This window comes from Azoarcus olearius, from assembly GCF_001682385.1.
GTDB lineage: Bacteria > Pseudomonadota > Gammaproteobacteria > Burkholderiales > Rhodocyclaceae > Azoarcus > Azoarcus olearius.
On record NZ_CP016210.1, the window covers coordinates 1,289,215 to 1,310,649 of the forward strand.

General features: G+C 67.4%; 23 protein-coding genes. 10 read left to right on the forward strand and 13 right to left on the reverse strand.

The annotated features are described in order from the left end of the window. Positions 1-182: 182 nt before the first annotated feature. On the forward strand, positions 183-1,763 hold the full coding sequence (locus tag dqs_RS06055) for a phytoene desaturase family protein (protein WP_011764853.1): 1,581 nt from the start codon (positions 183-185) through the stop codon (positions 1,761-1,763). Positions 1,764-2,158: 395 nt separating this feature from the next. Here the strand turns inward: dqs_RS06055 and dqs_RS06060 are convergent, their stop codons facing one another. The 5 genes from dqs_RS06060 to dqs_RS06080 all read right to left on the reverse strand — a co-directional run bounded on the left by dqs_RS06060 (position 2,159) and on the right by dqs_RS06080 (position 6,571). Further along, positions 2,159-2,971, reverse strand: coding sequence for an SDR family oxidoreductase (locus dqs_RS06060; RefSeq protein ID WP_065339936.1), 813 nt, complete (start codon positions 2,969-2,971; stop codon positions 2,159-2,161). After that, positions 2,968-3,573, reverse strand: coding sequence for a cysteine hydrolase family protein (locus dqs_RS06065; RefSeq protein ID WP_065339937.1), 606 nt, complete (start codon positions 3,571-3,573; stop codon positions 2,968-2,970). The genes dqs_RS06060 and dqs_RS06065 overlap by 4 nt, the downstream gene beginning before the upstream one ends. A gap of 152 nt (positions 3,574-3,725) precedes the next feature. After that, positions 3,726-4,262: an aromatic-ring-hydroxylating dioxygenase subunit beta gene (locus tag dqs_RS06070; protein WP_011764856.1), complete on the reverse strand. Its 537-nt coding sequence runs from the start codon at positions 4,260-4,262 to the stop codon at positions 3,726-3,728. Beyond that, positions 4,249-5,604, reverse strand: a complete 1,356-nt coding sequence (locus tag dqs_RS06075; protein ID WP_065339938.1) for an aromatic ring-hydroxylating dioxygenase subunit alpha — start codon at positions 5,602-5,604, stop codon at positions 4,249-4,251. Before dqs_RS06075 ends, dqs_RS06070 begins: the two co-directional genes overlap by 14 nt. A 19-nt stretch (positions 5,605-5,623) precedes the next feature. Continuing rightward, the gene (locus dqs_RS06080; protein ID WP_065339939.1) at positions 5,624-6,571 is read right to left on the reverse strand and encodes a PDR/VanB family oxidoreductase; all 948 of its coding nucleotides are present in this window, start codon (positions 6,569-6,571) and stop codon (positions 5,624-5,626) included. 554 nt (positions 6,572-7,125) lie between these two features. On the opposite strand from dqs_RS06080, the gene dqs_RS06085 reads away from it, so the two are divergent. The 5 genes from dqs_RS06085 to dqs_RS06105 all read left to right on the forward strand — a co-directional run bounded on the left by dqs_RS06085 (position 7,126) and on the right by dqs_RS06105 (position 11,799). After that, positions 7,126-8,046 carry a branched-chain amino acid ABC transporter permease gene (locus tag dqs_RS06085; RefSeq protein ID WP_011764859.1) on the forward strand — a complete coding sequence of 307 codons (921 nt, stop codon included), beginning with the start codon at positions 7,126-7,128 and terminating at the stop codon, positions 8,044-8,046. 2 nt (positions 8,047-8,048) lie between these two features. Beyond that, complete coding sequence (locus tag dqs_RS06090; RefSeq protein WP_065339940.1) at positions 8,049-9,041, forward strand: branched-chain amino acid ABC transporter permease; 993 nt, start codon at positions 8,049-8,051, stop codon at positions 9,039-9,041. Next, positions 9,038-9,787, forward strand: coding sequence for an ABC transporter ATP-binding protein (locus dqs_RS06095; RefSeq protein ID WP_065339941.1), 750 nt, complete (start codon positions 9,038-9,040; stop codon positions 9,785-9,787). The genes dqs_RS06090 and dqs_RS06095 overlap by 4 nt, the downstream gene beginning before the upstream one ends. Continuing rightward, on the forward strand, positions 9,784-10,500 hold the full coding sequence (locus tag dqs_RS06100) for an ABC transporter ATP-binding protein (protein ID WP_011764862.1): 717 nt from the start codon (positions 9,784-9,786) through the stop codon (positions 10,498-10,500). The genes dqs_RS06095 and dqs_RS06100 overlap by 4 nt, the downstream gene beginning before the upstream one ends. 111 nt (positions 10,501-10,611) lie before the next feature. Further along, complete coding sequence (locus dqs_RS06105; protein ID WP_011764863.1) at positions 10,612-11,799, forward strand: ABC transporter substrate-binding protein; 1,188 nt, start codon at positions 10,612-10,614, stop codon at positions 11,797-11,799. An 87-nt stretch (positions 11,800-11,886) separates the two neighbouring features. Here the strand turns inward: dqs_RS06105 and rraA are convergent, their stop codons facing one another. The 4 genes from rraA to clpS all read right to left on the reverse strand — a co-directional run bounded on the left by rraA (position 11,887) and on the right by clpS (position 15,854). Continuing rightward, complete coding sequence (gene rraA, locus dqs_RS06110; RefSeq protein WP_011764864.1) at positions 11,887-12,372, reverse strand: ribonuclease E activity regulator RraA; 486 nt, start codon at positions 12,370-12,372, stop codon at positions 11,887-11,889. 182 nt (positions 12,373-12,554) lie between these two features. After that, positions 12,555-13,118: a hypothetical protein gene (locus dqs_RS06115; protein WP_041642371.1), complete on the reverse strand. Its 564-nt coding sequence runs from the start codon at positions 13,116-13,118 to the stop codon at positions 12,555-12,557. A 144-nt stretch (positions 13,119-13,262) separates the two neighbouring features. Then, the gene (gene clpA / locus dqs_RS06120) at positions 13,263-15,545 is read right to left on the reverse strand and encodes an ATP-dependent Clp protease ATP-binding subunit ClpA (protein WP_011764866.1); all 2,283 of its coding nucleotides are present in this window, start codon (positions 15,543-15,545) and stop codon (positions 13,263-13,265) included. Beyond that, positions 15,546-15,854 carry an ATP-dependent Clp protease adapter ClpS gene (gene clpS / locus dqs_RS06125; RefSeq protein ID WP_011764867.1) on the reverse strand — a complete coding sequence of 103 codons (309 nt, stop codon included), beginning with the start codon at positions 15,852-15,854 and terminating at the stop codon, positions 15,546-15,548. A gap of 433 nt (positions 15,855-16,287) precedes the next feature. Here clpS and dqs_RS06130 point away from each other — a divergent pair, with 433 nt between their 5' ends. Continuing rightward, positions 16,288-16,491, forward strand: a complete 204-nt coding sequence (locus tag dqs_RS06130) for a cold-shock protein (RefSeq protein ID WP_011764868.1) — start codon at positions 16,288-16,290, stop codon at positions 16,489-16,491. 268 nt (positions 16,492-16,759) lie between these two features. Here dqs_RS06130 and rpmG read toward each other — a convergent pair whose 3' ends face one another. The 3 genes from rpmG to radC form a co-directional block, all read right to left on the reverse strand. After that, positions 16,760-16,927, reverse strand: a complete 168-nt coding sequence (gene rpmG, locus dqs_RS06135) for a 50S ribosomal protein L33 (protein ID WP_004258834.1) — start codon at positions 16,925-16,927, stop codon at positions 16,760-16,762. A 61-nt stretch (positions 16,928-16,988) separates the two neighbouring features. Next, the gene (rpmB, locus tag dqs_RS06140; protein WP_011764869.1) at positions 16,989-17,225 is read right to left on the reverse strand and encodes a 50S ribosomal protein L28; all 237 of its coding nucleotides are present in this window, start codon (positions 17,223-17,225) and stop codon (positions 16,989-16,991) included. Positions 17,226-17,329: 104 nt separating this feature from the next. Continuing rightward, entirely contained in the window at positions 17,330-18,007 is a 678-nt protein-coding gene (radC, locus tag dqs_RS06145) for a RadC family protein (protein WP_011764870.1), read from the reverse strand. Between the two features lie 54 nt (positions 18,008-18,061). Between radC and coaBC the strand changes: the two genes are divergently transcribed. From coaBC to dqs_RS06160, 3 genes are read left to right on the forward strand one after another with little or no spacing between them, the layout of a single operon-like run. Next, positions 18,062-19,261, forward strand: a complete 1,200-nt coding sequence (gene coaBC / locus dqs_RS06150; RefSeq protein ID WP_011764871.1) for a bifunctional phosphopantothenoylcysteine decarboxylase/phosphopantothenate--cysteine ligase CoaBC — start codon at positions 18,062-18,064, stop codon at positions 19,259-19,261. A gap of 16 nt (positions 19,262-19,277) precedes the next feature. Beyond that, the gene (dut, locus tag dqs_RS06155; protein WP_011764872.1) at positions 19,278-19,727 is read left to right on the forward strand and encodes a dUTP diphosphatase; all 450 of its coding nucleotides are present in this window, start codon (positions 19,278-19,280) and stop codon (positions 19,725-19,727) included. A 1-nt stretch (position 19,728) separates the two neighbouring features. Beyond that, entirely contained in the window at positions 19,729-20,154 is a 426-nt protein-coding gene (locus dqs_RS06160) for an NUDIX hydrolase (RefSeq protein WP_065339942.1), read from the forward strand. Between the two features lie 2 nt (positions 20,155-20,156). Here dqs_RS06160 and dqs_RS06165 read toward each other — a convergent pair whose 3' ends face one another. Then, positions 20,157-21,434, reverse strand: coding sequence for an NAD(P)/FAD-dependent oxidoreductase (locus tag dqs_RS06165; protein ID WP_011764874.1), 1,278 nt, complete (start codon positions 21,432-21,434; stop codon positions 20,157-20,159). Between the last annotated feature and the right edge of the window lies 1 nt (position 21,435).

A 21,435-nucleotide genomic window follows, 5' to 3' on the forward strand; every position in this document is an offset into this window, starting at 1 on the left:
CCTGGAACACCGCCCCGCGTGCTGCCGAAAGCGGATAGCAGCACTGCGGGTTTCGGCTAGCGCGGGTGGTGGCGCGGCGGCACGCTGGGGCCATCCCTTACTGCTCCGGAGCCCGTCGCCATGACCGCGCACGCCATGCCCTGCCTAGCCTCCAACCCGCTGCGCCAGCCGGGAGTCACGCGATGAGCGGCTACGACGCAATCATCGTCGGCAGCGGCATCAACTCGCTGGTGTGCGCCGGCGTCATGTCCAGGCGCGGCAAGAAGGTGCTGGTGCTGGAGCGCGAGGCGGTGCTTGGCGGCTGCATCCGCAGCGAGCAGCTCACCGCGCCCGGCTACCTGCACGACACGATGTCCACCGCCCATCCGCTGTTCGTCACCTCGCCCGGCTACGCCGAACTGAAGGACGCGCTGCACGCCAACGGCTTGGATTACGGCAACAACGCCACTCCCACCGGCGTGCTGCTGCCCGACGGCCGCTCGCTGATCCTTGGCCGCGACCGTGCCGCCAACATCGCGATGATGAACGCGCTCGCCCCCGGCGACGGCGATGCCTACGGCGCCGGCATGGCCTTCGTCGAGCAGAACGCGCAACTGATCTTCGCGCTGCTCGGCAACGAACTGTGGAGCGCCGGCGTCGCCAAGACCATGCTCGGCCGCTTGTGGAAGCAGGGCACGCACGACACCGTCGGCTTCTTCGGCCCCGCGATGCAAAGCTGCCGCGCCTGGATGGAGACCCAGCTCAAGTCCGACCTGGTGCGCGCGATGCTGGCGCCCTGGGTGCTGCACACCGGCCTCGGGCCGGAAAGTGCGATGTCGGCGCTGATGGCGCAGGTGATCGCGTTCACGCTGGAGGCCGTCGGCCTGCCGCTGGTGAAGGGTGGCAACGCACGCACCGTGGATGCCTTCCGCGCGGTGGTCGAAGGCGCCGGGGGCCGCTTCGAAACCGGTGCCGACGTTGCCGAGATCCTGGTCGAAGGCGGCAAGGCGCGCGGCGTGCGCACCGGCGACGGCCGCGTGTTCGAGGCGAAGCAGGTCATCTGCAACGTCACCCCCACCCAGCTCTACGGCCGCCTGCTGCCCGCCGCCCATAGTCCGGAACCGCTGCGCAGCCAGGCCGCGCAGTACCGCTACGGCAAGGGCAACATGCAGATCCACCTGGCGCTGTCCGAGCCGCCGCAATGGGCCGACCCCAAGCTGCGCGAGGTGATCTACCTGCACCTGACCAGCGGCCTGGACGGCGTGTCCCGCGCGGTGAATGAGGCCGAGCGCGGCCTGCTGCCGGCCGAAGGCACCATCTGCGTGGCCCAGCCCTGCGCGGTCGATCCCTCACGCGCGCCGGCCGGCGGCTGGGTGATGTGGGTGCAGCTGCCGGAATGCCCGCGCACCGTGCGCGGCGACGCCGCTGGCGAAATCGCCGCGCCCGCCGACGGCAGCTGGACGGAGGACGTGCGTGAGCGCTACGCCGACCGCGCGATCGAACGGATCGCCGCGCATGTGCCGAATCTGAAAGCCAGCATCATCGGCCGCAAGGTGATCTCGCCGGCAGACCTGGAGCGGCTCAACATCAACCTGGTGGGTGGTGACCCGTACTCGGGCGAGTGCGCGATCGACCAGTATCTGTTCTGGCGGCCGCTGCGCGGGGTGAAGAACCACGCCACGCCGGTGAAGGGGCTGTACCACATCGGTGCCTCGACGCATCCGGGGCCGGGGTTGTCGGGGGCGTCGGGGTTTCATGTGGCGAATGCGTTGGTGAAGGGGTAGGGGCTCTTGCTCCCTCCCCTTCAAGGGGGTGAGGGCGGGGTTTCGGCGAGCATCGCTCGCCGCCGGCCGAACGACGGTGTCTCCCAGCACCGGCTACCGGGCTGGGGTGATGTGCTCCCTCCCCTTCAAGGGGGCGTAGGCGGGGTTTTGCAGAGCATTGCTCTGCGCCGCCGGAGCGGCGGAGCGAAGCGAAGACTCCCGGGCTGGGGTGGGGATGGGTATTGCCCGCGCGAATCCAGCCCCATCCCCCTCCTAACCGGGAGTCTCGGCTTCGCCTCGCCGCTACACCGGCGGCAAGCATGCTTGCCGAAACCCCGGCTCCGCCCCCCTTGAAGGGGGAGGGACAAAACCGGCCGCCGCCGCGACGAGGTGATTGTCGGGCCTAGTGCCCCAGCTCACCCTTCCGGCTGCAACCTCGCAAACCACTCCCGCGGCGACCGTCCCTGATCCGGCCCGAGGATGGAGAACCCGCCATCCACCGGAATGTCGATCCCCGTGATCCACGACGCATCCGCACTCGCCGCGAACGCGATCGCCCGCCCGACCTCCTCGCCGCGGCCCACGCGGCCCAGCGGATGGAAATGGGCGCCGACCGCGTCGGCCTTGGCGATGTCGCCGCCGGTCATGCTCTCCACCGACGGCGACCAGGTCCACGCCGGCGACACCGACACCACGCGGATGCCGAGCGGCGCCAGGCTGACCGCGAAGTTCTTGGTGATCTGGATGATCGCCGCCTTGGACGCGGGATAGACCGCGCGACCGTCGGCGCCGAACTTGCCGCCGGTGCTGCCGAGGTTGATCACCACGCCGCCGGGCCGCATCACCTCGGCGGCCTTCTGCGTGAAGATCGCGCCGGACACCAGGTTCACATTCAGCGTCGCCAGCCATTCGGCCCGCGATGAAGCCAGGCCGCGGTCGTTGTAGCTGCAGGCGTTGTTCACCAGCAAATCCAGACGGCCGCAGTCGTCGATCACGGTGCGGATGCAGCGCTCGATGGCGTCGTCGTCGGTGATGTCGGCTTCCAGGTAGCGGGCCGGGCTGCCGATGCCGGCGGCGACCGCCTCGCCGGCGTCACGGCCGCGGCCGACGATGTAGACGGTGGCGCCCGAGCCGGCGAGCACGCGGGCGATGTCGGCGCCCAGGCCCTGGGTGGCGCCGGTGACGATGGCGACCTTGCCGGCCAGGCGCGGGGTTTCGGTTGTGCTCATGCGTGTCCTTTGGGGGCGAGGGCGGCGAAGGCGCTGTCGACGTCGCCGACCTCGGCGATCAGCCGCATGCTGGCGAGCGCGTTGTCGTGGGCGGCGCCGGCGGCGGCGCAGGCATCCGCCGCCACGGTGACGTCGTAGCCGCGGTCGGCGGCGTCGCGCACCGTGCTCTCCACCACCGAGTGGGTGGCGATGCCGGCGATCACCAGCTGCTTTGCGTCCAGCAACCGCAGCAGCGCTTCCAGCTCGGTGCCGTAGAAGGCGCTGATGCGGTTGTGCTTGAAGGCGAACTCGCGCGGGCTGTCCAGCGGCGCGAGTTCGGCGAAGAATTCGGAACCCCAGTGGCCGTCGCGCACCGCGCCGATCTCCGCCGTCTTTCGGAAGATCGGCGTGTTGCGGGCGAGGTCGGCGTAGTCGGGGCGGAAGGCCATGCGCACGTGGATGATGGGCCAGCCGCGTGCGCGGGCGCCCGCCAGCAGCCGCCCGGCGGCGGCGATCAGGCGGGCGCGCGCCGGGTCGTCCTCGGCGAGGCCCACACGGATGCGGCCCTCGGGGTGCAGCTGGTCGTTCTGGTAGTGCAGGGCGACGACAACCGGCGTTGTCATTTTTCTGCCCTCCCGTCCAGGCGCGCCGGAGCGTCGGCTTTGCACAGCCGGCTCGTTACGCAGGCGCGGAGCGGGGCTCCGCGAAACCCCTGCTCCACCCTCCCCAGGGGAGGGGCGCGCTTTCCTTCGGGCGGCCGTGCGGACGCGCGCATCTAGATGAACACCTCCAGGTTGGCGAACACGTCGTCGCAGTTCACCAGGTTCACCCGCTTCAGCACGATCTTCCAGCCGCCGTCCTCGGTGGCCGCCAGCTTGTGGAACACCGCGCCGGCGAGCTGGCGCTGGTCGATGCGCCATTCGGTGAGTTGCAGCGTGGAGCGCACGATCAGGTGGCCGGCAGCGTCCAGGCCTTCGATGGTGATGTTGCCGACCAGGTGGGCGCTGCGGGTGAGCGGCTGCTGCGACCAGTTGCGGGCGTTCTCGACGCGGCGGACGCGCACTTCGCGCAGCATCTTGTCTTCCCAGAACAGTGAGATCTGCTCAAAGGGGTTGGCCTGGTCGTGGAAGCGCGGCACCCAGTAGCGGCCGTCCTCGGTCCACAGCGCCAGCCATTCGGCAAAGCGGCGTTCGTCCAGCAGGCGGGCTTCGTGGAAGAGGAACTGCTCCACGCGGCGGACGGCCTCGGCGGACAGGCTGGCGCCGGACACCGGCACGGTGGAGACGTCGAAAGTACGATCAAGCAGTTGCACGGTCGGCCTCCTTTTCCTGGGCTTGGCGTTGGCGGGTGGGGGCGGGGTTCAGCATGTACTGCTTCCAGGCGGCGAACTGGTTGCGCATCGGCAGTTCGCTGGTGCCGTTGGTGGACACCATGCCGTCCGGCGTTTCCTGGTCGGTGCCGAGGTAGCGGTGCAGGCTCACCCAGTCGCCGCCGCGGGTCTGGTTGCCTTCCTGGCAGCGCTTGTACACCTCGACGTCGTCCGGCATGACGTTGGAGGACGGCGAGTTGATCAGGTTGGCGTAGGTCAGCGCGCGGTCGAACACCGCGTCCGGCGCGCCCTTCAGGCGGAAGGTCTGGATCTCGATCATGGTGCGGTCCACGCTCACCGGGCGGATCACGCGGAACTGCTGGAACACGGTGTGTGGCGAGCCGCTGCCGTAGATGATGGTGTTGTGGCGGTTCATGCCGAGGATCTGGCGGGCCTTGTCTTCGCCGTAGGCGTCAGAAAGCACCGCGAAGTGGTCGCGCGAGACCGGGTCGCGCGTGGCGGCGGTGGGGTCGAAGATGCCTTCCATGTAGCCGTGGCCGTTGTGGTAGGCGCGCAGCTCCAGCTTTTCCCAGAACTCGTAGGGCTCGCCGTTGCCGTCCATGATCAGCAGCTCGAAGGGCATCTCGCCCAGCGCCGCCGCTTCCTCGCGCGCGGCGACGAAGGAGGATTCATGGGTGACGCGGGCGTGCATGGTGTCGTGCAGGTTCTCGTAGAACACCTTCCAGTTCGATTTCTGCATGACGCGGAAGGTGCCGCCGGCCACTTCCACCTCGCCCACCGGCGAGCGCTCGCACAGGTTGTCGATGGAGGAGGCGACGCCGCCGAGGAAGGTCTTGAGGTCCGGGCCTTCGGCCGACTGGCTGGCGAAGACGAAGCCGCGGTAGCTGTCGACGCGGGCCACCGCCTTCATCGAGAAGTCGGGGTTGGCGGGGTCGTAGCAGGTGCCTTCCAGGCCGTTCTTCAGCGGCAGCGACAGATGCGAACCGTCCAGCTTGAAGGTCCACGCGTGGTAGGGGCAGCGGAAGAACTTGCCGGTACAGCCGTCGCCCTCGGCCACCACCTTGGCGCCCTTGTGCGGGCAGCGGTTGTACACCACGTGCACCTTGCCGTCGGCGGCGCGGACCATGATGACGTCCTGATCGCCGATGCGGGTGGTGTGGTAATCGCCGGTCTTCTTCACCTGGCTTTCGTGGCCGACGTAGATCCAGGCCTGGCCGTAGATGCGTTCCATCTCCAGGGCGAAGATCTCGGGGTCGGTATAGACGCGCTTGTGCACGCTGTCGGCGCGCACCAGGGCGGCGAGCGCTTCGTTGGACAGAGTCATTGCTGCTCTCCTCGGGTTGTCAAAGTTCGAGCACCAGCCGTTCGGACCGGGCACGTGAAACGCAGGTACAGAAACCGCCTTCCGAGCGCTCGCGCGCCGACAGGCAGATGTCGCGGTGGTCGGCTTCGCCTGCCACCACCTTGGCGGTGCAGATGCCGCATTCGCCCCGGCGGCAGTCGAACATCGGGTCGAGTCCGGCTTCCTCCATCACGTCCATCACCGTCTTGCCCACCGGCACTTCCAGCGTGATGCCGCTGGTGGTGAGCTCCACGGTAAAAGGGCGGTCGCCGGCTTCATCCAGCGCGCCGGTGAAGAGTTCGCAGTGCAGGTTGGCGTCCGCCCAGCCGAGCTTGCGGCCGGTGTCGAGCACCGCGGCGATGAAGCCCTTGGGGCCGCACACATAGAGATGGCGGCCGGCGGCCGGGGCGCCGATGACCTCGGCCAGCGGCATGCCCCTGGCGGGATCGCCGCCGTCGAACCAGCAACGGGCGTGTTCCAGCGCCTCGACCTCGGCGCAATAGGCGGCGCGCTCGGGGTCGCGGGCGGCGTAGTGCAGGGCGTAGCGCTTGCCGGCGGCGGCGAGCGTGCGTGCCATGCACAGGATGGGGGTGATGCCGATGCCGCCGGCGAGCAGCAGGTATTCCTCGGCGGCTTCTTCCAATGGGAAGAGGTTTTTCGGCGGCGACACGGTGATCGTCTCGCCTTCGCTCAGGCTGTGCACCCAGCGCGAGCCGCCGCTGCCCTGGGCTTCCAGCTGCACCGCGATCTCGACGCGGTCGCCGCCGTCGGCCGGGGTCACCAGCGAGTAGGCACGGCGCAGCGGACGCTCGCCGGGGACGTGGAGTTCGACGTGGGCGCCGGCGGTATAGGCGGGAATGGCGCTGCCGTCCGCGGTGCGCAGGATCAGCCTGCGGATCAGCGGGGTGAGGGCGTCGATCTGTGCGACTCGCATGGAAAGCGCGGTCATCGGGGGGCTCCGGTAGGTACGGCCGGCGGACGACGGGGTGTGCCGGCGGAGCAAAATTTATTCGGCCAGGCGCGGCGGCAATAGCCGCGATTGGCAAGCCTTGTCCGCAATTTGCAGCGGGTTTCCGCCCTGGCAGTCGCGGCGCCGCAGCGCGCGGGCCGCGGCCGGCGCTCGCCGAAGGTGTGCGGATGTCATTGGCGGCGTGGTGCATCCGCGTCCGGCGCTGCGTCCGCGGCGCCCGGTGCGGTCGCCGCCCGGCTTCTGCTGCGCCGCGCAAACGGGCCTGCCGGCGCTCCCGGGCTTGCCTGATTCGGACAAAAGCCGTTTCGCGGCCTGCCTATTCCGGATAGTCCCTGCCGTGGAATTCCCGAAGAATCGTCCTCAAGCCGGACGCTTCGATCCGGCCACCTTCACCCCTTGGGCGCACCCGGCGTGCGCGGGAGAACGAGTCTTGAAAGCAATCGACTTCGACGCGGCGGCCGCGCCTGGCCGGCCCGCTGCGCCCTGTACGTCATTGCCCCCCGGGCCGCGGCCGCGCCGCGCGGGAGGCGGCCATGGATAGCACTTTCGTCATCGAACAGCTGATCAACGGCATTGGCTACGGCCTGATGCTGTTCCTGCTCGCCGCGGGGCTGACGCTGGTGTTCGGCGTGATGGACACGATGAACCTTGCCCACGGCACGCTGTTCATGTTCGGCGCCTACATTGCCGCCACGGTGCATGAGCACAGCCACTCCTTCATCGCCGCGGTACTGGCGGCGGTAGTGGTGACGGTGGCGATCGGCGCACTGATGGAAACCGTGCTGATGCGTCGGCTCTACCGCCGCAACCACCTCAACCAGGTGGTCGCCACCTTCGGCGTGATCCTGCTGGCCGACGACCTGGTGAAGTGGCTGTGGGGCGCCGCGCCCATCATGGCGCCGACGCCGGCGGCGCTCTCGGGCCCGGTGCAGCTGATGGCGGAGCTGCCTTATCCCTCCTACCGGCTGCTGATCCTCGCGGCCGGCGTCGCCGCGGCGCTGCTGCTGTACGTGGTGGTGAACCACACCCGACTCGGCATGCTGGTGCGGGCCGGCGCTTCCGACCGGCCGATGGCCGAGCTGATGGGCGTGCGGGTGCAATCGGTGTTCACCGTGGTGTTCGTGCTCGGCGCGGCACTTGCCGGGGTGGCCGGCGCGCTGATGGGGCCGCTCACCGCGGTGCAGATCGGCATGGGCGAGGCGATCCTGATTCCGGCGCTGGTGGTGATCGTGATCGGCGGCATCGGCTCGGTGCGCGGCGCCTTCGTCGCGGCGCTGCTGGTCGGGCTGGTCGATACCGCCGGCCGCGCCTTCGTGCCGCCGGCCCTGCGCGCGGTGATGCCGCCAGCGCTGGCCGCGGACGTCGGCCCGGCGCTGGCCGGCATCGCGATGTACGTGCTGATGGCGGCGATCCTGTGCTTCAAGCCGCGCGGCCTGTTCCCGGCGAGGGGGTGAAGATGAACAGCCATAACAACGCCTGGCTGGCGCCCGGCCTGCTGCTGGCGGCGCTGGCGGTCTTTCCCGCGCTGGCGCCTCACTTCGGCCTCGATTACTACACCGGTTTCGTGATGCGCATGCTGATCGTGATGCTGATCGCGACCAGCCTCAACTTCCTGATGGGCTACGGCGGCATGGTGGCGCTTGGCCACGCCGGCTTCGTCGGTGTCGGTGCCTATGCGCTAGTGGCGATGACCGAGGCGGGCATCACCAACGCCTGGGCGCTGTGGGGCGGAGCGATGCTGGCGGCGGCGGTGGCCGCGCTGCTGGTGGGCGCAGTTTCACTGCGCACCCGCGGGGTGTACTTCATCATGATCACGCTCGCCTTCGCGCAGATGCTGTACTACCTGGCGGTGTCGCTGCGCGCCTATGGCGGCGACGACGGCTACAACCTGATGGCGCGCCCGCTGCTCGGCTTCGGGCTGAACGCCGACGATGACGCCACGCTGTACTGGGTGGTGCTGGCGGTGTGCGCGCTGTGCTTCCTGTTCTTCCACCACGCCATCGGCTCGCGTTTCGGCCAGGCGCTGATCGGCGTGCGCGACAACGAGTCGCGCATGCTGGCGCTGGGCTATCCGGTGTTCCTGCTCAAGCTGCAGGCCTTCGTCATCGCCGCGGCGGTGGCGGGGCTGGGCGGCGCGCTGATGGTGACGCAGAACAGCTTCATCAGTCCGTCCTCGATGCACTGGTCGCAGTCGGCGGTATTGATCGTCATCGTGGTGCTCGGCGGGCTGGGGCATCGCTGGGGCGGGGTGATCGGCGCGGCGGTGTGGGTGTCGCTGGAAGAGGTGCTGCGCATGAGCACCGAGTACTGGCACTGGCCGCTCGGCGCGCTGCTGATCGCGATCATCCTGTTTGCGCCGGATGGCCTCGGCGCGCTGTGCCGCTGCCGTGCTGCAGGCACCGGCGCCGCCCGCGTCGGCTTCTTCCATCTGCTGCGGAGGTCGGCATGACGCTTTTCTCCACCCGCGGTCTGGTCAAGCAGTTCGGCCGGTTGCGCGCCACCGACGAGGTTTCGATCGAGGTTGCGCCCAACGAGGTACATGCGCTGATCGGCCCCAACGGCGCCGGCAAGAGCACGCTGGTCAATCTCATTTCCGGCATGTTGCCGGCCGATGGCGGCAGCATCGTGCTGGACGGCGTCGACCTCACCCGCATGCCGCCGCACAAGCGGGTGCGCGCCGGGCTGTCGCGCTGCTTCCAGGTCACCAACCTGTTCAAGGGCGCGAGCGTGCGCAGCAACCTGATGCTGGCGGTGCAGTCGCACCGCGGCAACAGCTTTGTGCCGCTCGGCCGCCGCGATGGCGAGGCGGAACTCACGGAGCGCGCCGCGGCGCTGGCGGCACGCGTCGGCCTCGGCGGTGAGCTGGACCGCATCGCCGGCAGCCTGCCGCACGGCGCCCAGCGCCAGCTCGACGTGGCACTGGCGCTGGCGGCCGACCCCAAGCTGCTGTTGCTCGACGAGCCGATGGCCGGCATGGGGCCGGACGAGTCGGCGCGCATGGTCGAGCTGATCCAGCAACTGCGGCGCGACATGGCGATCCTGCTGATCGAGCACGACATGGATGCGGTGTTCCGGCTCGCCGACCGTGTCTCGGTGCTGGTGTACGGCAAGGTGCTGGCCAGCGGCACGGCCGAGCAGATCAAGTCGCATCCTGAAGTGCAGGCGGTTTATCTCGGCTCGGAGGCGGTGGCATGAAACACGAAGCGCTGCTTTCCTGTAGTGGCCTGCAGGCGGGCTACGGTGCCAGCCAGGTGCTGTTCGGGCTGGATTTCGAGATCCGTCCGGGCGAGGTCATCGGCCTGCTCGGCCGCAACGGCATGGGCAAGAGCACCACGATCAAGAGCATCGTCGGCACGCTCGCGCCCAGCCGCGGCGACATCCGCTTTCTCGGCAAGTCGATCGCCGGCATGCGGCCGGACGCGATCGCGCGCATGGGTGTGGCGATCGTGCCGGAAGGCCGCCACTGCTTTCCCAACCTGAGCGTGCGCGAGCATCTGGTGGCCTTCGCCGACAACCGCAACGACCAGCGCGACGGCTGGACGCTGGAGCGCATCTACGCGCTGTTTCCGCGCCTGAAGGAGCGCGCCGACAACCTCGGCAACCAGCTTTCCGGCGGCGAGCAGCAGATGCTGGCGATCGGCCGTGCGCTATCGACCAACCCGCGGCTGCTGATCCTCGATGAGGCCACCGAGGGCCTGGCGCCGGTGATCCGCGACGAGATCTGGCGCTGCCTCGCGCAGTTGAAGGCCGAGGGGCAGACGACGCTGGTGGTCGACAAGTACGTCGATCGCCTGGTCGGCCTTGCCGATCGCCACCTGATCCTCGAACGCGGCCGCGTCGTGTGGTCGGGGCCGTCGTCCGAACTGGCTGCCGACCGCAGTCTGTGGCACCGCTACATGGGCGTCTGAGCCCGTGCATCCGGTCCTTCCTCCCGCACGGACCGCGCATCCCACGAGGTGCGCGGCCGTGCCCGCTTCCAACCGCCGTTTCGCATCCCCAACCCCTTACGGAGATTCACGATGAAAGGCACGCTCACCCGTACCGCCGCCGCCCTGCTGGCGCTTGGCCTGCTGTGCGCCCCGGCGCACGCCGCCGACGAGATCAGGATCGGCTTCATGACCACGCTGTCCGGCCCGGGCGCGGCGCTCGGCACCGAGGTGCGCGACGGCTTCCTGCTGGCGCTCAAGCATTCCGGCGACAAGTTCGGCGGCCTGCCGGTGAAGATGGAGGTGGTCGACGACCAGCAGAATCCGCAGACCGGCCGCCAGACGGTGGAGCGCTTTCTGAAGCGCGACAAGGTGGATCTGGTGACCGGCGGGGTGTTCTCCAACGTGGTGCTGCCGGTGCTGCCGAGTATCCTGCAGGCCGACACGGTGTATCTGTCGACCAACACCGGCCCGCGCGACTACGCCGCCGACAAGTGCGACCCGAACTTCTTCGCGCTCGCCTGGCAGAACGAGGACATCCCGGCGGCGATGGGCAAGTTCGCCAGCGACATGGGCTACAAGAAGGTGGCAATGATCGCGCCCAACTATCCCGGCGGGCGCGAGTCGCTGGAAGGCTTCAAGCATCTCTACAAGGGCGAGATCGTCGAGGAGATCTACACCAAGCTCGGCCAGCTCGACTACGCCGCGGAACTCGCCACCATCCGCGTCGCAAAGCCGGATGCGGTGTTCTTCTTCCTGCCGGGCGGCATGGGCGTGAACTTCATCAAGCAGTTCGACGGCGCGGGCCTCAGCAAGACCATCCCGCTGCTGGCGCCGGGCTTCTCTGCCGACGAGGACACCATCAAGGCGGTGGGTGAGTCGATCACCGGGCTCTACAACGCCTCGCAGTGGGCCGCCGACCTCGACAACGCGGCCAACAAGCGCTTCGTCGCCGACTACATCAAGACCTACGGCCGCATCCCGACGATGTACGCGGCGCAGGCCTACGACACCGCGATGCTGATCGACAGCGCGGTCAAGAAGGTCGGCGGCAAGATCGAGGACAAGGCGGCCTTCCGCAAGGCGCTGCGAGCGGCGGACTTCCAGTCGGTGCGCGGCAGCTTCCGCTTCAACACCAACCAGTATCCGGTCCAGGACATCTACATGCGGGCGGTGGCGAAGAATGCGCAGGGCCAGACCACCAACAAGACCGTGGGCGTGGTCATCAAGGCGCATGCCGACCGCTTTGCTGCCGAGTGCAAGATGGCTGCGGGCGGCTGAGCGTTGTTGGGCAGGCCGGGGCGCCCGCTGTCGGGCGCCGCGCGGCCAGTTGGCGGGCGGGGCCGGAGGGCTGCCGCCCGTCGGCGTTTACAGCAGCGCGCTGGCGGAGACGATGACGCCGTCTTCGTCGGCGTAGAGGTAGTGGCCGGGCACGAAGGTGACGCCGCCGAAAGTGACCGGCAGTTCGGCTTCGCCGGTGTTGCGTTTGATCGACTTCAGCGGGTGGGTGCCAAGCGCGAACACGCCGATGTCCATGCCGGACAGCGCCTTGGAATCGCGGATGCAGCCATAGACGACGATGCCGGCCCAGCCGTTCTTGACGCCGAGTTCGCCGAGCTGGTCGCCGACCAGCGCGCAGCGCATGGAGCCGCCGCCATCGACCACCAGCACGCGGCCGTTGCCCGGGGTTTCGAGGGTTTTGCGCACCAGCGCGTTGTCTTCGAACAGCTTGAGGGTGGCGATGGCGCCACCAAAGGCGCTGCGGCCGCCGAAGCTGCGGAACATCGGGGCGACGACGGCGACCTTGCCTTCGTTGGCGTCGCAGAGGTCGGCGGTCTGGATGGACTGGGACATGATGGCTCCGTGATGAGTGACCGCCTCCGGTGGGCTGCGGAAAGCGCACCCTGGCGTTTCCGGGGAGGACGGTGGGCGCCCGGCGGCGCCGGGCGTCGGCATCATACCGGATGCGTTGGGCCACACTGCAGCCTGCCGGCCGTCCGTTGTAGGACAGCCGACAAGGCTGAACCCGACAAGACTCAGACCGGACCGCGCGCTTCGCGAACGGCGTTGGTCTTGGTGGCGACGACTTCGTCCCAGCCCACGGTGGGGTACTTGGGCTTGTAGTCGGCGAAGGCGCCAGCGACCGTCAGTACCTTGTCGGCGGCGGACTGGCCCTTGAAGTCGCCCTTTTCGAGCTTCAGTTCGTCGATCAGCTCGTTCCACACCATGCCGTCCTGCAGCGGGATCAGCGCAGAGGTCTGGCCGCCGAACTCGGTGAACAGCGGCTTGGCGACGTTGACCACGAAGAACAGCAGCTTGGCGCCCGGGACGAGGTCTTCGCCGTACTTCTCGAAGAACAGCGGCACTTCGCTGACGTCGTTCAGCATGCCGGCAGCCATCTCCAGCTTGTCGCCGTCGGACAGCAGGACAGCGCCGCGCATCACTTCGGTGGGCGGCTTGCGACGACCGGCGGCATCGCCGACTTCGCCTTCGACCAGGACGAGTTCGCCCCGGTAGGCAGCCTTACCGGCGGTGGTGCTGGCCTCCTTGAAGTTCATGTTGAAGAGCAGCCCTTGTTGCTCATAGCGGTCGAACAGCATGTAAATCTCCTGCTTGGTTTGAGAAATGCCAAGCTGCCCTGCAATAAGCATGCCGATGAAGGGGTTATCGCTGCCGTGCGGCCAGCAAAGAAAAAGGGCACGGTCTTGCGACCGTGCCCTTCGGGCGTGCAGCCAGCCGACGGCTTACACCGTCGCGACTTCGGTTTCGTCGAAGGTCAGCTTCACCTTCTGCTCGTCGTCGATGTCGATCGTCACCTTGCCGCCGTTGGCCAGGCGGCCGAACAGCAACTCGTCGGCCAGCGCAGAGCGGATGGTGTCCTGGATCAGGCGCGCCATCGGGCGGGCGCCCATCAGCGGATCGAAACCACGCTCGGCCAGCCAGGCCTTGAGTTCGTCGCTGAAGTGGGCTTCGACCTTCTTCTCGTGCAACTGGGCTTCGAGCTGCATCAGGAACTTGTCGACCACGCGCAGGATGATCTCGCTGTCGAGCGCCTTGAAGGAGATCGTCGCATCCAGGCGGTTGCGGAACTCCGGCGAGAACATGCGCTTGATCTCCGACATCTCGTCGCCTGCCTCACGCTTCGCCGAGAAACCGATGACCGACTTCTGCATGGTCTCGGCGCCGGCGTTGGTGGTCATGATCATGATCACGTTGCGGAAGTCCGCCTGCCGGCCGTTGTTGTCGGTCAGCGTGCCGTGGTCCATGACCTGCAGCAGGATGTTGTAGATGTCCGGATGCGCCTTCTCGATTTCGTCCAGCAGCAGCACGCAATGCGGCTTCTTGGTGATCTGCTCGGTGAGCAGGCCGCCCTGGTCGAAGCCGACGTAGCCCGGAGGCGCGCCGATCAGGCGGCTGACCGCGTGGCGCTCCATGTACTCCGACATGTCGAAGCGCACCAGTTCGATGCCCAGCGTGTAGGCGAGCTGGCGGGCGACTTCGGTCTTGCCGACGCCGGTGGGGCCGGAGAACAGGAAGGAGCCGATCGGCTTGGCCGGGTTGCCCAGGCCGGAGCGCGACATCTTGATCGCCTTGGCGAGCGCCTCGATGGCTGCGTTCTGGCCGAACACGACGTTCTTGAGGTCGCGTTCCAGCGTCTTGAGCGCGGCCTTGTCGTCGTTGGACACCGTGCGCGGCGGGATGCGGGCGATCTTGGCGACGATCTCCTCGATCTCGTTCTTGCCGATGGTCTTCTTCTGCTTGGACTTCGGCAGGATGCGCTGCGCGGCGCCAGCCTCGTCGATGACGTCGATCGCCTTGTCGGGCAGGTGACGGTCGTTGATGTACTTGGCCGACAGTTCCGCCGCGCTCGACAGCGCCGAGGCCGAGTACTTGACGCCGTGGTGCTCCTCGAAGCGGCTCTTGAGCCCCTTGAGGATCTCGACGGTCTCGGACACCGACGGCTCGGTCACGTCGACCTTCTGGAAGCGCCGCGACAGCGCGTGGTCCTTCTCGAAGATCTGGCGATACTCGTTATAGGTGGTCGCGCCGATGCACTTCAGCTGGCCGGAGGACAGCGCCGGCTTGAGCAGGTTGGAGGCATCAAGCGTGCCGCCCGATGCGGCGCCCGCGCCGATCAGCGTGTGGATCTCGTCGATGAAGAGGATGGCGTCCTGGTTTTCGACGAGCTGCTTCAGCACCGCCTTGAGGCGCTGCTCGAAGTCGCCGCGGTACTTGGTGCCGGCCAGCAGCGCGCCCATGTCGAGTGCATAGACCTGGGCGTTCTCCAGGATTTCCGGCACGCGGCCTTCGACGATGCGGCGCGCGAGGCCTTCCGCGATCGCGGTCTTGCCGACACCCGCTTCGCCGACCAGCAGCGGGTTGTTCTTGCGCCGGCGGCACAGCGTCTGGATGACGCGCTCGACTTCCTTCTCGCGGCCGATGAGCGGGTCGATCTTGCCGACCAACGCCTGCTGGTTGAGATTCTGGGTGTAGTTCTCGAGCGCACCGGCCGACTGCTTTTCCTCGGCTTCCTGTTCGCCCTGCTCACCCTGTTCGCCGGCCCCGCGGCCCTGCGTGCCGCCGCCCTGCTGCGGCGTCTTGGCGATGCCGTGGGAGATGAAATTCACCACGTCGAGGCGGGAAATGTTCTGCCGCTGGAGGAAATAGACGGCATGCGAGTCCTTCTCGCCGAAGATCGCGACAAGGACGTTGGCGCCGGTGACTTCCTTCTTGCCGCTCGACTGCACGTGCAGGATCGCGCGCTGGATGACGCGCTGGAATCCCAGGGTGGGCTGCGTATCGATCTCTTCGCTGCCTTCCACCTTGGGGGTGTGCTCGTTGATGAAGTTGGTCAGTTCGCGGCGCAGTTCATCGAGGTTGGCAGCGCAAGCGCGCAGTACCTCGGCCGCCGACGGATTGTCGAGCAAGGCGAGTAGCAGATGCTCCACGGTGATGAACTCGTGTCGCTTTTGCCTCGCCTCGACGAAGGCCATGTGCAGGCTGACTTCAAGCTCTTGCGCGATCATTCAGTTTTCCTCCATCACGCATGCCAGTGGGTGCTGATGCTGGCGAGCAAAGGAGACGACCTGTTCCACCTTGGTCGATGCGATGTCCCGGGGAAAGACGCCGCATACCCCCATGCCCTCTCTGTGGACTTGGAGCATGACCCGCGTGGCACGTTCGCGGTCCATGCTGAAATATTTCTGCAGAACGACGATGACGAAATCCATTGGAGTGAAGTCGTCATTCAACAGAAGCACCTTGTACAACGGGGGCGGACGGGTGCGTGTCCGCTTGGCTTCCAATACGAATCCGTCTTGTTTCTGCGTGGCCATGCGGTCCATTCTAATCAAGTCGAAGCAGAGTGCAACACGCCTCCCGGAGGGGGAATTCAGCGCTCTGATGTCCCGGAAAACGACCTCGCCAATCCGATATGAGGACGTTCCGGTTGATTTCAATCTAGCCAGAAACGTGCCATTTAAAGCCCGGAAATTCGGATTGGATTTTGCGCTTCGCGCAGACGGCGGGAACGCCAGTGATGGCAAGGGGAAGGCAAAGAAAACGTTGACGCTGTGCTGACAAGTGGGTAAAAGCTAGCGCGTGCGTCGTGTAAGGTGTAATGCGCTGGTTCTGTTAGTTGCGGCCGGGCGCGCCGTTTTGGCGTCGCGGTCTGAGCCCGCAGTGCTGGTTATGCTTGACTTGACAACGAGGCATCTGCCGACGGGGATCGTCGGTTTGTATCAAGTAACTTTGAAGGATTAGAGCAATATGGCAACTGGCACTGTTAAGTGGTTCAACGACTCCAAGGGTTTTGGTTTCATTACCCCTGACGATGGCAGCGAAGACCTGTTCGCGCACTTCTCGGCCATCAACATGAACGGCTTCAAGACCCTGAAGGAAGGCGAAAAGGTTTCCTTCGAGGTCACTCAGGGGCCGAAGGGTAAGCAGGCTTCGAACATCCAGCGAGCCTGATTGCCGGACACCAGGGAGGCGCGACCCGAAGGGAATGGCCTGAAGGTCGGTCTCTAGGTAAAGCAAAAGGCCGCCGGGAATCCCGGCGGCCTTTTGCTTTACCGCGTTCACCCGTCGCAGCGGCTGCCTGCAGCGTAGCCGGGTGACGAGATGGAGAGGCGTTCTTACTGGAGCACCGCGCTCGCTGGGCGAGCGCTTCGCGACGATGGCAAGTGCTTTGTCCGACAACTGCCGGACGGTACAGGCTGCGGCCTGGGCCGCAACCGCATTACTTCAGCTTCACTTCCTTGTACGGCACGTGCTTGCGGGCAACCGGGTCGTACTTGTTGAACTCGAGCTTTTCCGGCGTGGTGCGCTTGTTCTTGGAAGTGGTGTAGAAGTGACCGGTACCGGCGGTCGATTCCAGCTTGATCTTTTCGCGGATGCCCTTGGCCATGGCGATCTCCGTTCAGTTCGGCGGCGCTAGCCGCGTGGTTCTTGCCTAAGCGCCTGGGCGCTCAGATCTTGTCGCCGCGCGCGCGCAGCTCGGCAACGACGACGTCGATGCCCTTCTTGTCGATGGTGCGCAGCGCGGCGTTGGAGACGCGCAGGCGGATCCAGCGGTTTTCGGCTTCGCTCCAGAACCGGCGGTTTTGCAGGTTCGGAAGGAAGCGGCGCTTGGTCTTGTTGTTGGCGTGGGAAACGTGATTTCCCACCATCGGTGCTTTACCGGTCACTTGGCAGACGCGAGCCATACGATGCTCCAGGGAATTCGGATTGCGAAAACGCCGGAATATACCCTATGCGACGGGGCGTAGGCAAGGCCAATCACGGATGTTTTCTCGCGCTCCGCACGGGCCTAGATCAGCCCGCGCTCGGCGAACGAGGTCGGCTTGCCGTGCGCCGGCACGACGAAGTGATCGAGTACCCGGATATCGACGAGGGCGAGGGCGTCCTTCAGGTGGCGGGTCAGCTGCTCGTCGGCGCTGCTGGGTTCGGCGGCGCCAGAAGGGTGGTTGTGGGCGAAGATCACCGCTGCGGCATTGCGGTCGAGCGCGAGCTTGACCACTTCGCGGGGGTAAACGCTGGTTTGGGTCAGTGTGCCGCGGAACAGGTCGACCGCGTCGATCAGGGTGTTGCGGGCATCGAGCAGCAGGACGCAGAAGGTTTCGTGCGGGAGGTGCCCGAGCCGCAGCCGCAGCCAGTCGCGCACCGCTTCGGGTGAGTCGAACAGGTCGCGGGCGCAGAGCGTTTCGGACAGGGCGCGCCGGGCGAGTTCCATGACCGCCTGCAGTTGGGCATACTTCGCCAGCCCCATGCCCGGGATGGCGGCGAACTCGGATGAGGTCGCGGAACAGAGGCGGGTGAGGGTGCCGAAACGGGCGATGAGGTCGCGGGCGAGGTCCACCGCGGTGCGGCCGCGGATGCCGACGCGCAAAAACAGTGCAAGGAGTTCGGCGTCTGAAAGCGCATTGGCGCCGCGCGACAGCAGCTTTTCTCGCGGGCGTTCGTCTTCGGGCCAGTCGGTGATCGCCATCTTCGCGCCAGTTTTGATTATGCCTTTGTATTTTTCCAGTTTAACGCGAATGTCATGACCAGTCTCCAAGGCAAGAGGATAGTGCTGGGTGTTACCGGTGGGGTTGCCGCCTACAAGGCGGCCGAACTGGTACGTCTGCTGGGCAAGGCCGGTGTGGACGTCCACGTCGTGCTGACCGAGGCGGGCGCGCGCTTCGTCGGCGCGGTCACGTTCCAGGCGCTGTCGGGCAATCCGGTGTGGAGCGACCTGTGGGACCCGCGCATGCCAAACAACATGGCGCACATCGACCTCGGCCGTGAGGCCGACGCGGTGCTCGTCGCGCCGGCATCGGCGGACTTCATCGCCCGCATCGCTGGCGGCCGGGCCGACGACCTGCTGACCACCTTGTGCCTTGCGCGCGATTGCCCCTTGCTGGTGGCGCCCGCGATGAACCGCCAGATGTGGGAACACCCTGCCACGCAGCGCAACGTCGGCCAGGCCGTCGCCGACGGTGTCACGATGCTTGGTCCGGCGGCTGGCGACCAGGCTTGCGGGGAAACCGGCATGGGGCGCATGGAAGAGCCGGAGGCGCTGCTCGAGGGCCTGGAGGCCTTCTTCGTGGCGAAGACGCTGGCGGGGCGCCGGGTCGTGTTGACGGCGGGGCCGACCTTCGAGGCCATCGATCCGGTGCGGGGCATCACCAACAGCAGTTCCGGCAAGATGGGATACGCGCTGGCCCGCGCCTGTGCCCAGGCCGGCGCCGAGGTCGTGCTCGTCAGTGGCCCGGTGGCCTTGCCGGTGCCGAGGGGTGTTCGCCGCGTCGATGTGCGCAGTGCGCTGGAGATGCGCGGCGCCGTGCTGGACGCCCTGCCGGGCACTGACGTCTTCATCGCCGTCGCCGCGGTGGCGGACTACCGCCCGGCGCAGACGGCGGAGCACAAGATCAAGAAGTCGGGCGACACCTTGCACCTTTCCCTGACGCCCAATCCCGACATCCTCGCCGAGGTCGCGGCGCGCCCGGATGCGCCGTTCTGCGTCGGTTTTGCCGCCGAAAGCCGCGATCTGGATGCCTATGCGGAGGGCAAGCGGCGCAACAAGCGGCTGCCGCTGCTCGTGGGCAATCTGGTCGGCGACGGCCTCGGGGGCGACGACAACCTCGTCGTGCTGTACGACGATCGCGGCAAGCACCCGTTGCCACGTGCGCCCAAAACCGAACTCGCCCGACAGATCGTCGACCATCTGGCCGCCCTGCTGCCGCCTTCGAATTCCCGCTGACCCATCGGAAACCGCCATGCACCGCATCGACGTCAAGCTGCTCGATCCCCGTCTGAAAACCCATCCGCCTGCTTATGCCAGTGCCGGCGCCGCGGGGCTGGACCTGCGCGCCTGCCTCGACGCGCCGGTGCTGCTGCACCCGGGGGAGACGACCCTGGTGCCGAGCGGACTCGCCATCCACCTCGCCGACCCCGGACTCGCCGCCATGGTGCTGCCGCGTTCCGGGCTGGGCCACAAGCACGGAATCGTGCTCGGCAATCTCGTGGGACTGATCGATTCGGATTATCAGGGGCAGGTTTTCGTGTCGGTGTGGAACCGGGGCCGCGACGTGTTCACGATCCAGCCGATGGAGCGCATCGCGCAACTGGTGGTGGTGCCCGTGCTGCAGGTCGGGTTCAACGTCGTGGACGACTTCGCCGCCAGCGAGCGGGGCGAGGGAGGGTTCGGCAGCACCGGCAAGCACTGACGTGCAGGCGAAGGGGATTCCCACCGGCGTGCACATCGTGTGCGAGCGTGGTGGACGCGTGTTGTTGATGCGGCGCGCCGGCACCGGGTTTTTCGACGGTCTCTACAGTCTGCCGGGTGGTCACGTGGAGGAGGGCGAATCGGTGCGCGCCGCGGCCGTGCGTGAGCTGCGTGAGGAAACCGGCTTGAGCGTCGACGAGGCTGCGCTGGATTGGCTCGGCGTCGTGCACCGCCGTTCCGATTCCAACCGCATCGACTTCTTCCTGCGCGCCGCAGCCTGGATGGGCGAGCCCGAGATCTGCGAGCCGGAAAAATGCGACGCGATCGGCTGGTTTGCGCCCGACGACCTGCCGGTAGCGATGGTCCCCTACGTGCGCCACGCCTTGGGGCAGGCGCACACGCCCTGGATGCTGGAACTCGGCTGGTAGCCTCAGCCCAGCATGTCGCGCCAGGTGTTGCGCGCCCAGGTCCACGCGATTTCGCCTTCCGCTTCGCTCGCGACCGCCGAGACGCCGCCCGCGCCCGCAACCGGTACGGGCTGGCGCTTCTCGGGATCGAAGGGATGGACCGAGGCGACATGGATGACGCGGCGCGCGTCGACGAAGCTGTAGCAGGTGTTCATCACCACCGGCGCCGGGTCGGGCGCCTCGCCGGCCAGCAGGCGCAGGATGGCCGCAGCGGCGACGCGGGCGTGCTGGGTGGCCATGTGGCCGGACTTCGGCATGCCCGGTGCCGCAAACACCGCATCGCCGAGTACGTGGACGCCCGGCACGCCGCGCGCCTCGTAGCTGAGCCAGTCGATGTCCACCCAGCGCTCGTTGATCAAGGGCAGTCCCGCGCGGCGGGCGAGATCGCCGGCGCGCATCGGCGGCAACACGTTCAGCACGTCGGCAGCGATCCGCTCGAACTCCAGCTCTGCGGTGCGCGTGGCGCCATCCACCGCGCGCAGGTCGCTGTTCGGACGGTATTCGATCAGGCCCTTGTACTCTGCGAAGGCGGCGGTGAACAGCGCCTTCTTGGACTGGATCTCCGGATTGGCATCGAGCACCAGAACCTTCGCGCGCGGGTTGGCGTGGCGCAGGTAATCCGCGATCACGCAGGCGCGCTCGTAAGGCCCCGGCGGGCAGCGGTAGGGCGCCTTCGGAACATGGAGGGCGTACACCCCGCCCGCCCGCATCGCCACCAGTTGACGGCGCAGCAACGCGGTTTGCGGACCGGCTTTCCACGCGTGCGGCACGCGCTCGTCGCCCGGGCTCAGGCCCTCGATCGCGCCGGGGATGAAGTCCACCCCGGGCGACAGGACCAGGCGGTCGTAGTTGAAGCGGGCGCCCGAGGCTGTCGTGACCGTGCGTCCCGCGGCATCGACCGCGGTGACCTCGTCGCGCACCACCGTCACGCCCCAGTCGTCGCGCAGGCGATCGTAGCTGCGGGTGAGATCGTCGAGGCCGATGCTGCCGCCCAGCACCAGGTTGGAGAGCGGGCAGGACACGAAGCGCGCGTCGCGTTCGATCAGGGTGACCCGGACCGTGCCTTCGCTCCACAGCCGCAGGTAGCGCGCGGCGGTCGCGCCGCCAAAGCCGCCGCCCACCACCACAACATGAGGGGCGGCGCGGCCGGGCGCGCTGACGCAGCCCGAGAGCGGCAGCGCCAGCGCCGGTGCGCCGGCGAGTGCGGCGATGCCCTGCAGAAAACGGCGACGGGGGAACATG

What these genes read in the sequence shown, in the direction of transcription:
- dqs_RS06105 (WP_011764863.1), top strand. Translation starts at nt 10,612, where the DNA reads ATGAAAGGCACGCTCACCCGTACCGCCGCCGCCCTGCTGGCGCTTGGC.
- dqs_RS06055 (WP_011764853.1), top strand. Translation starts at nt 183, where the DNA reads ATGAGCGGCTACGACGCAATCATCGTCGGCAGCGGCATCAACTCGCTG.
- rraA (WP_011764864.1), bottom strand. Translation starts at nt 12,372, where the DNA reads ATGTCCCAGTCCATCCAGACCGCCGACCTCTGCGACGCCAACGAAGGC.
- rpmG (WP_004258834.1), bottom strand. Translation starts at nt 16,927, where the DNA reads ATGGCCAAGGGCATCCGCGAAAAGATCAAGCTGGAATCGACCGCCGGT.
- dqs_RS06100 (WP_011764862.1), top strand. Translation starts at nt 9,784, where the DNA reads ATGAAACACGAAGCGCTGCTTTCCTGTAGTGGCCTGCAGGCGGGCTAC.
- dqs_RS06095 (WP_065339941.1), top strand. Translation starts at nt 9,038, where the DNA reads ATGACGCTTTTCTCCACCCGCGGTCTGGTCAAGCAGTTCGGCCGGTTG.
- dqs_RS06065 (WP_065339937.1), bottom strand. Translation starts at nt 3,573, where the DNA reads ATGACAACGCCGGTTGTCGTCGCCCTGCACTACCAGAACGACCAGCTG.
- coaBC (WP_011764871.1), top strand. Translation starts at nt 18,062, where the DNA reads ATGACCAGTCTCCAAGGCAAGAGGATAGTGCTGGGTGTTACCGGTGGG.
- dqs_RS06165 (WP_011764874.1), bottom strand. Translation starts at nt 21,434, where the DNA reads ATGTTCCCCCGTCGCCGTTTTCTGCAGGGCATCGCCGCACTCGCCGGC.
- dqs_RS06090 (WP_065339940.1), top strand. Translation starts at nt 8,049, where the DNA reads ATGAACAGCCATAACAACGCCTGGCTGGCGCCCGGCCTGCTGCTGGCG.
- dqs_RS06080 (WP_065339939.1), bottom strand. Translation starts at nt 6,571, where the DNA reads ATGACCGCGCTTTCCATGCGAGTCGCACAGATCGACGCCCTCACCCCG.
- radC (WP_011764870.1), bottom strand. Translation starts at nt 18,007, where the DNA reads ATGGCGATCACCGACTGGCCCGAAGACGAACGCCCGCGAGAAAAGCTG.
- dqs_RS06130 (WP_011764868.1), top strand. Translation starts at nt 16,288, where the DNA reads ATGGCAACTGGCACTGTTAAGTGGTTCAACGACTCCAAGGGTTTTGGT.
- dqs_RS06115 (WP_041642371.1), bottom strand. Translation starts at nt 13,118, where the DNA reads ATGCTGTTCGACCGCTATGAGCAACAAGGGCTGCTCTTCAACATGAAC.
- dqs_RS06085 (WP_011764859.1), top strand. Translation starts at nt 7,126, where the DNA reads ATGGATAGCACTTTCGTCATCGAACAGCTGATCAACGGCATTGGCTAC.
- dqs_RS06060 (WP_065339936.1), bottom strand. Translation starts at nt 2,971, where the DNA reads ATGAGCACAACCGAAACCCCGCGCCTGGCCGGCAAGGTCGCCATCGTC.
- clpS (WP_011764867.1), bottom strand. Translation starts at nt 15,854, where the DNA reads ATGGCCACGCAGAAACAAGACGGATTCGTATTGGAAGCCAAGCGGACA.
- dqs_RS06075 (WP_065339938.1), bottom strand. Translation starts at nt 5,604, where the DNA reads ATGACTCTGTCCAACGAAGCGCTCGCCGCCCTGGTGCGCGCCGACAGC.
- rpmB (WP_011764869.1), bottom strand. Translation starts at nt 17,225, where the DNA reads ATGGCTCGCGTCTGCCAAGTGACCGGTAAAGCACCGATGGTGGGAAAT.
- dut (WP_011764872.1), top strand. Translation starts at nt 19,278, where the DNA reads ATGCACCGCATCGACGTCAAGCTGCTCGATCCCCGTCTGAAAACCCAT.
- clpA (WP_011764866.1), bottom strand. Translation starts at nt 15,545, where the DNA reads ATGATCGCGCAAGAGCTTGAAGTCAGCCTGCACATGGCCTTCGTCGAG.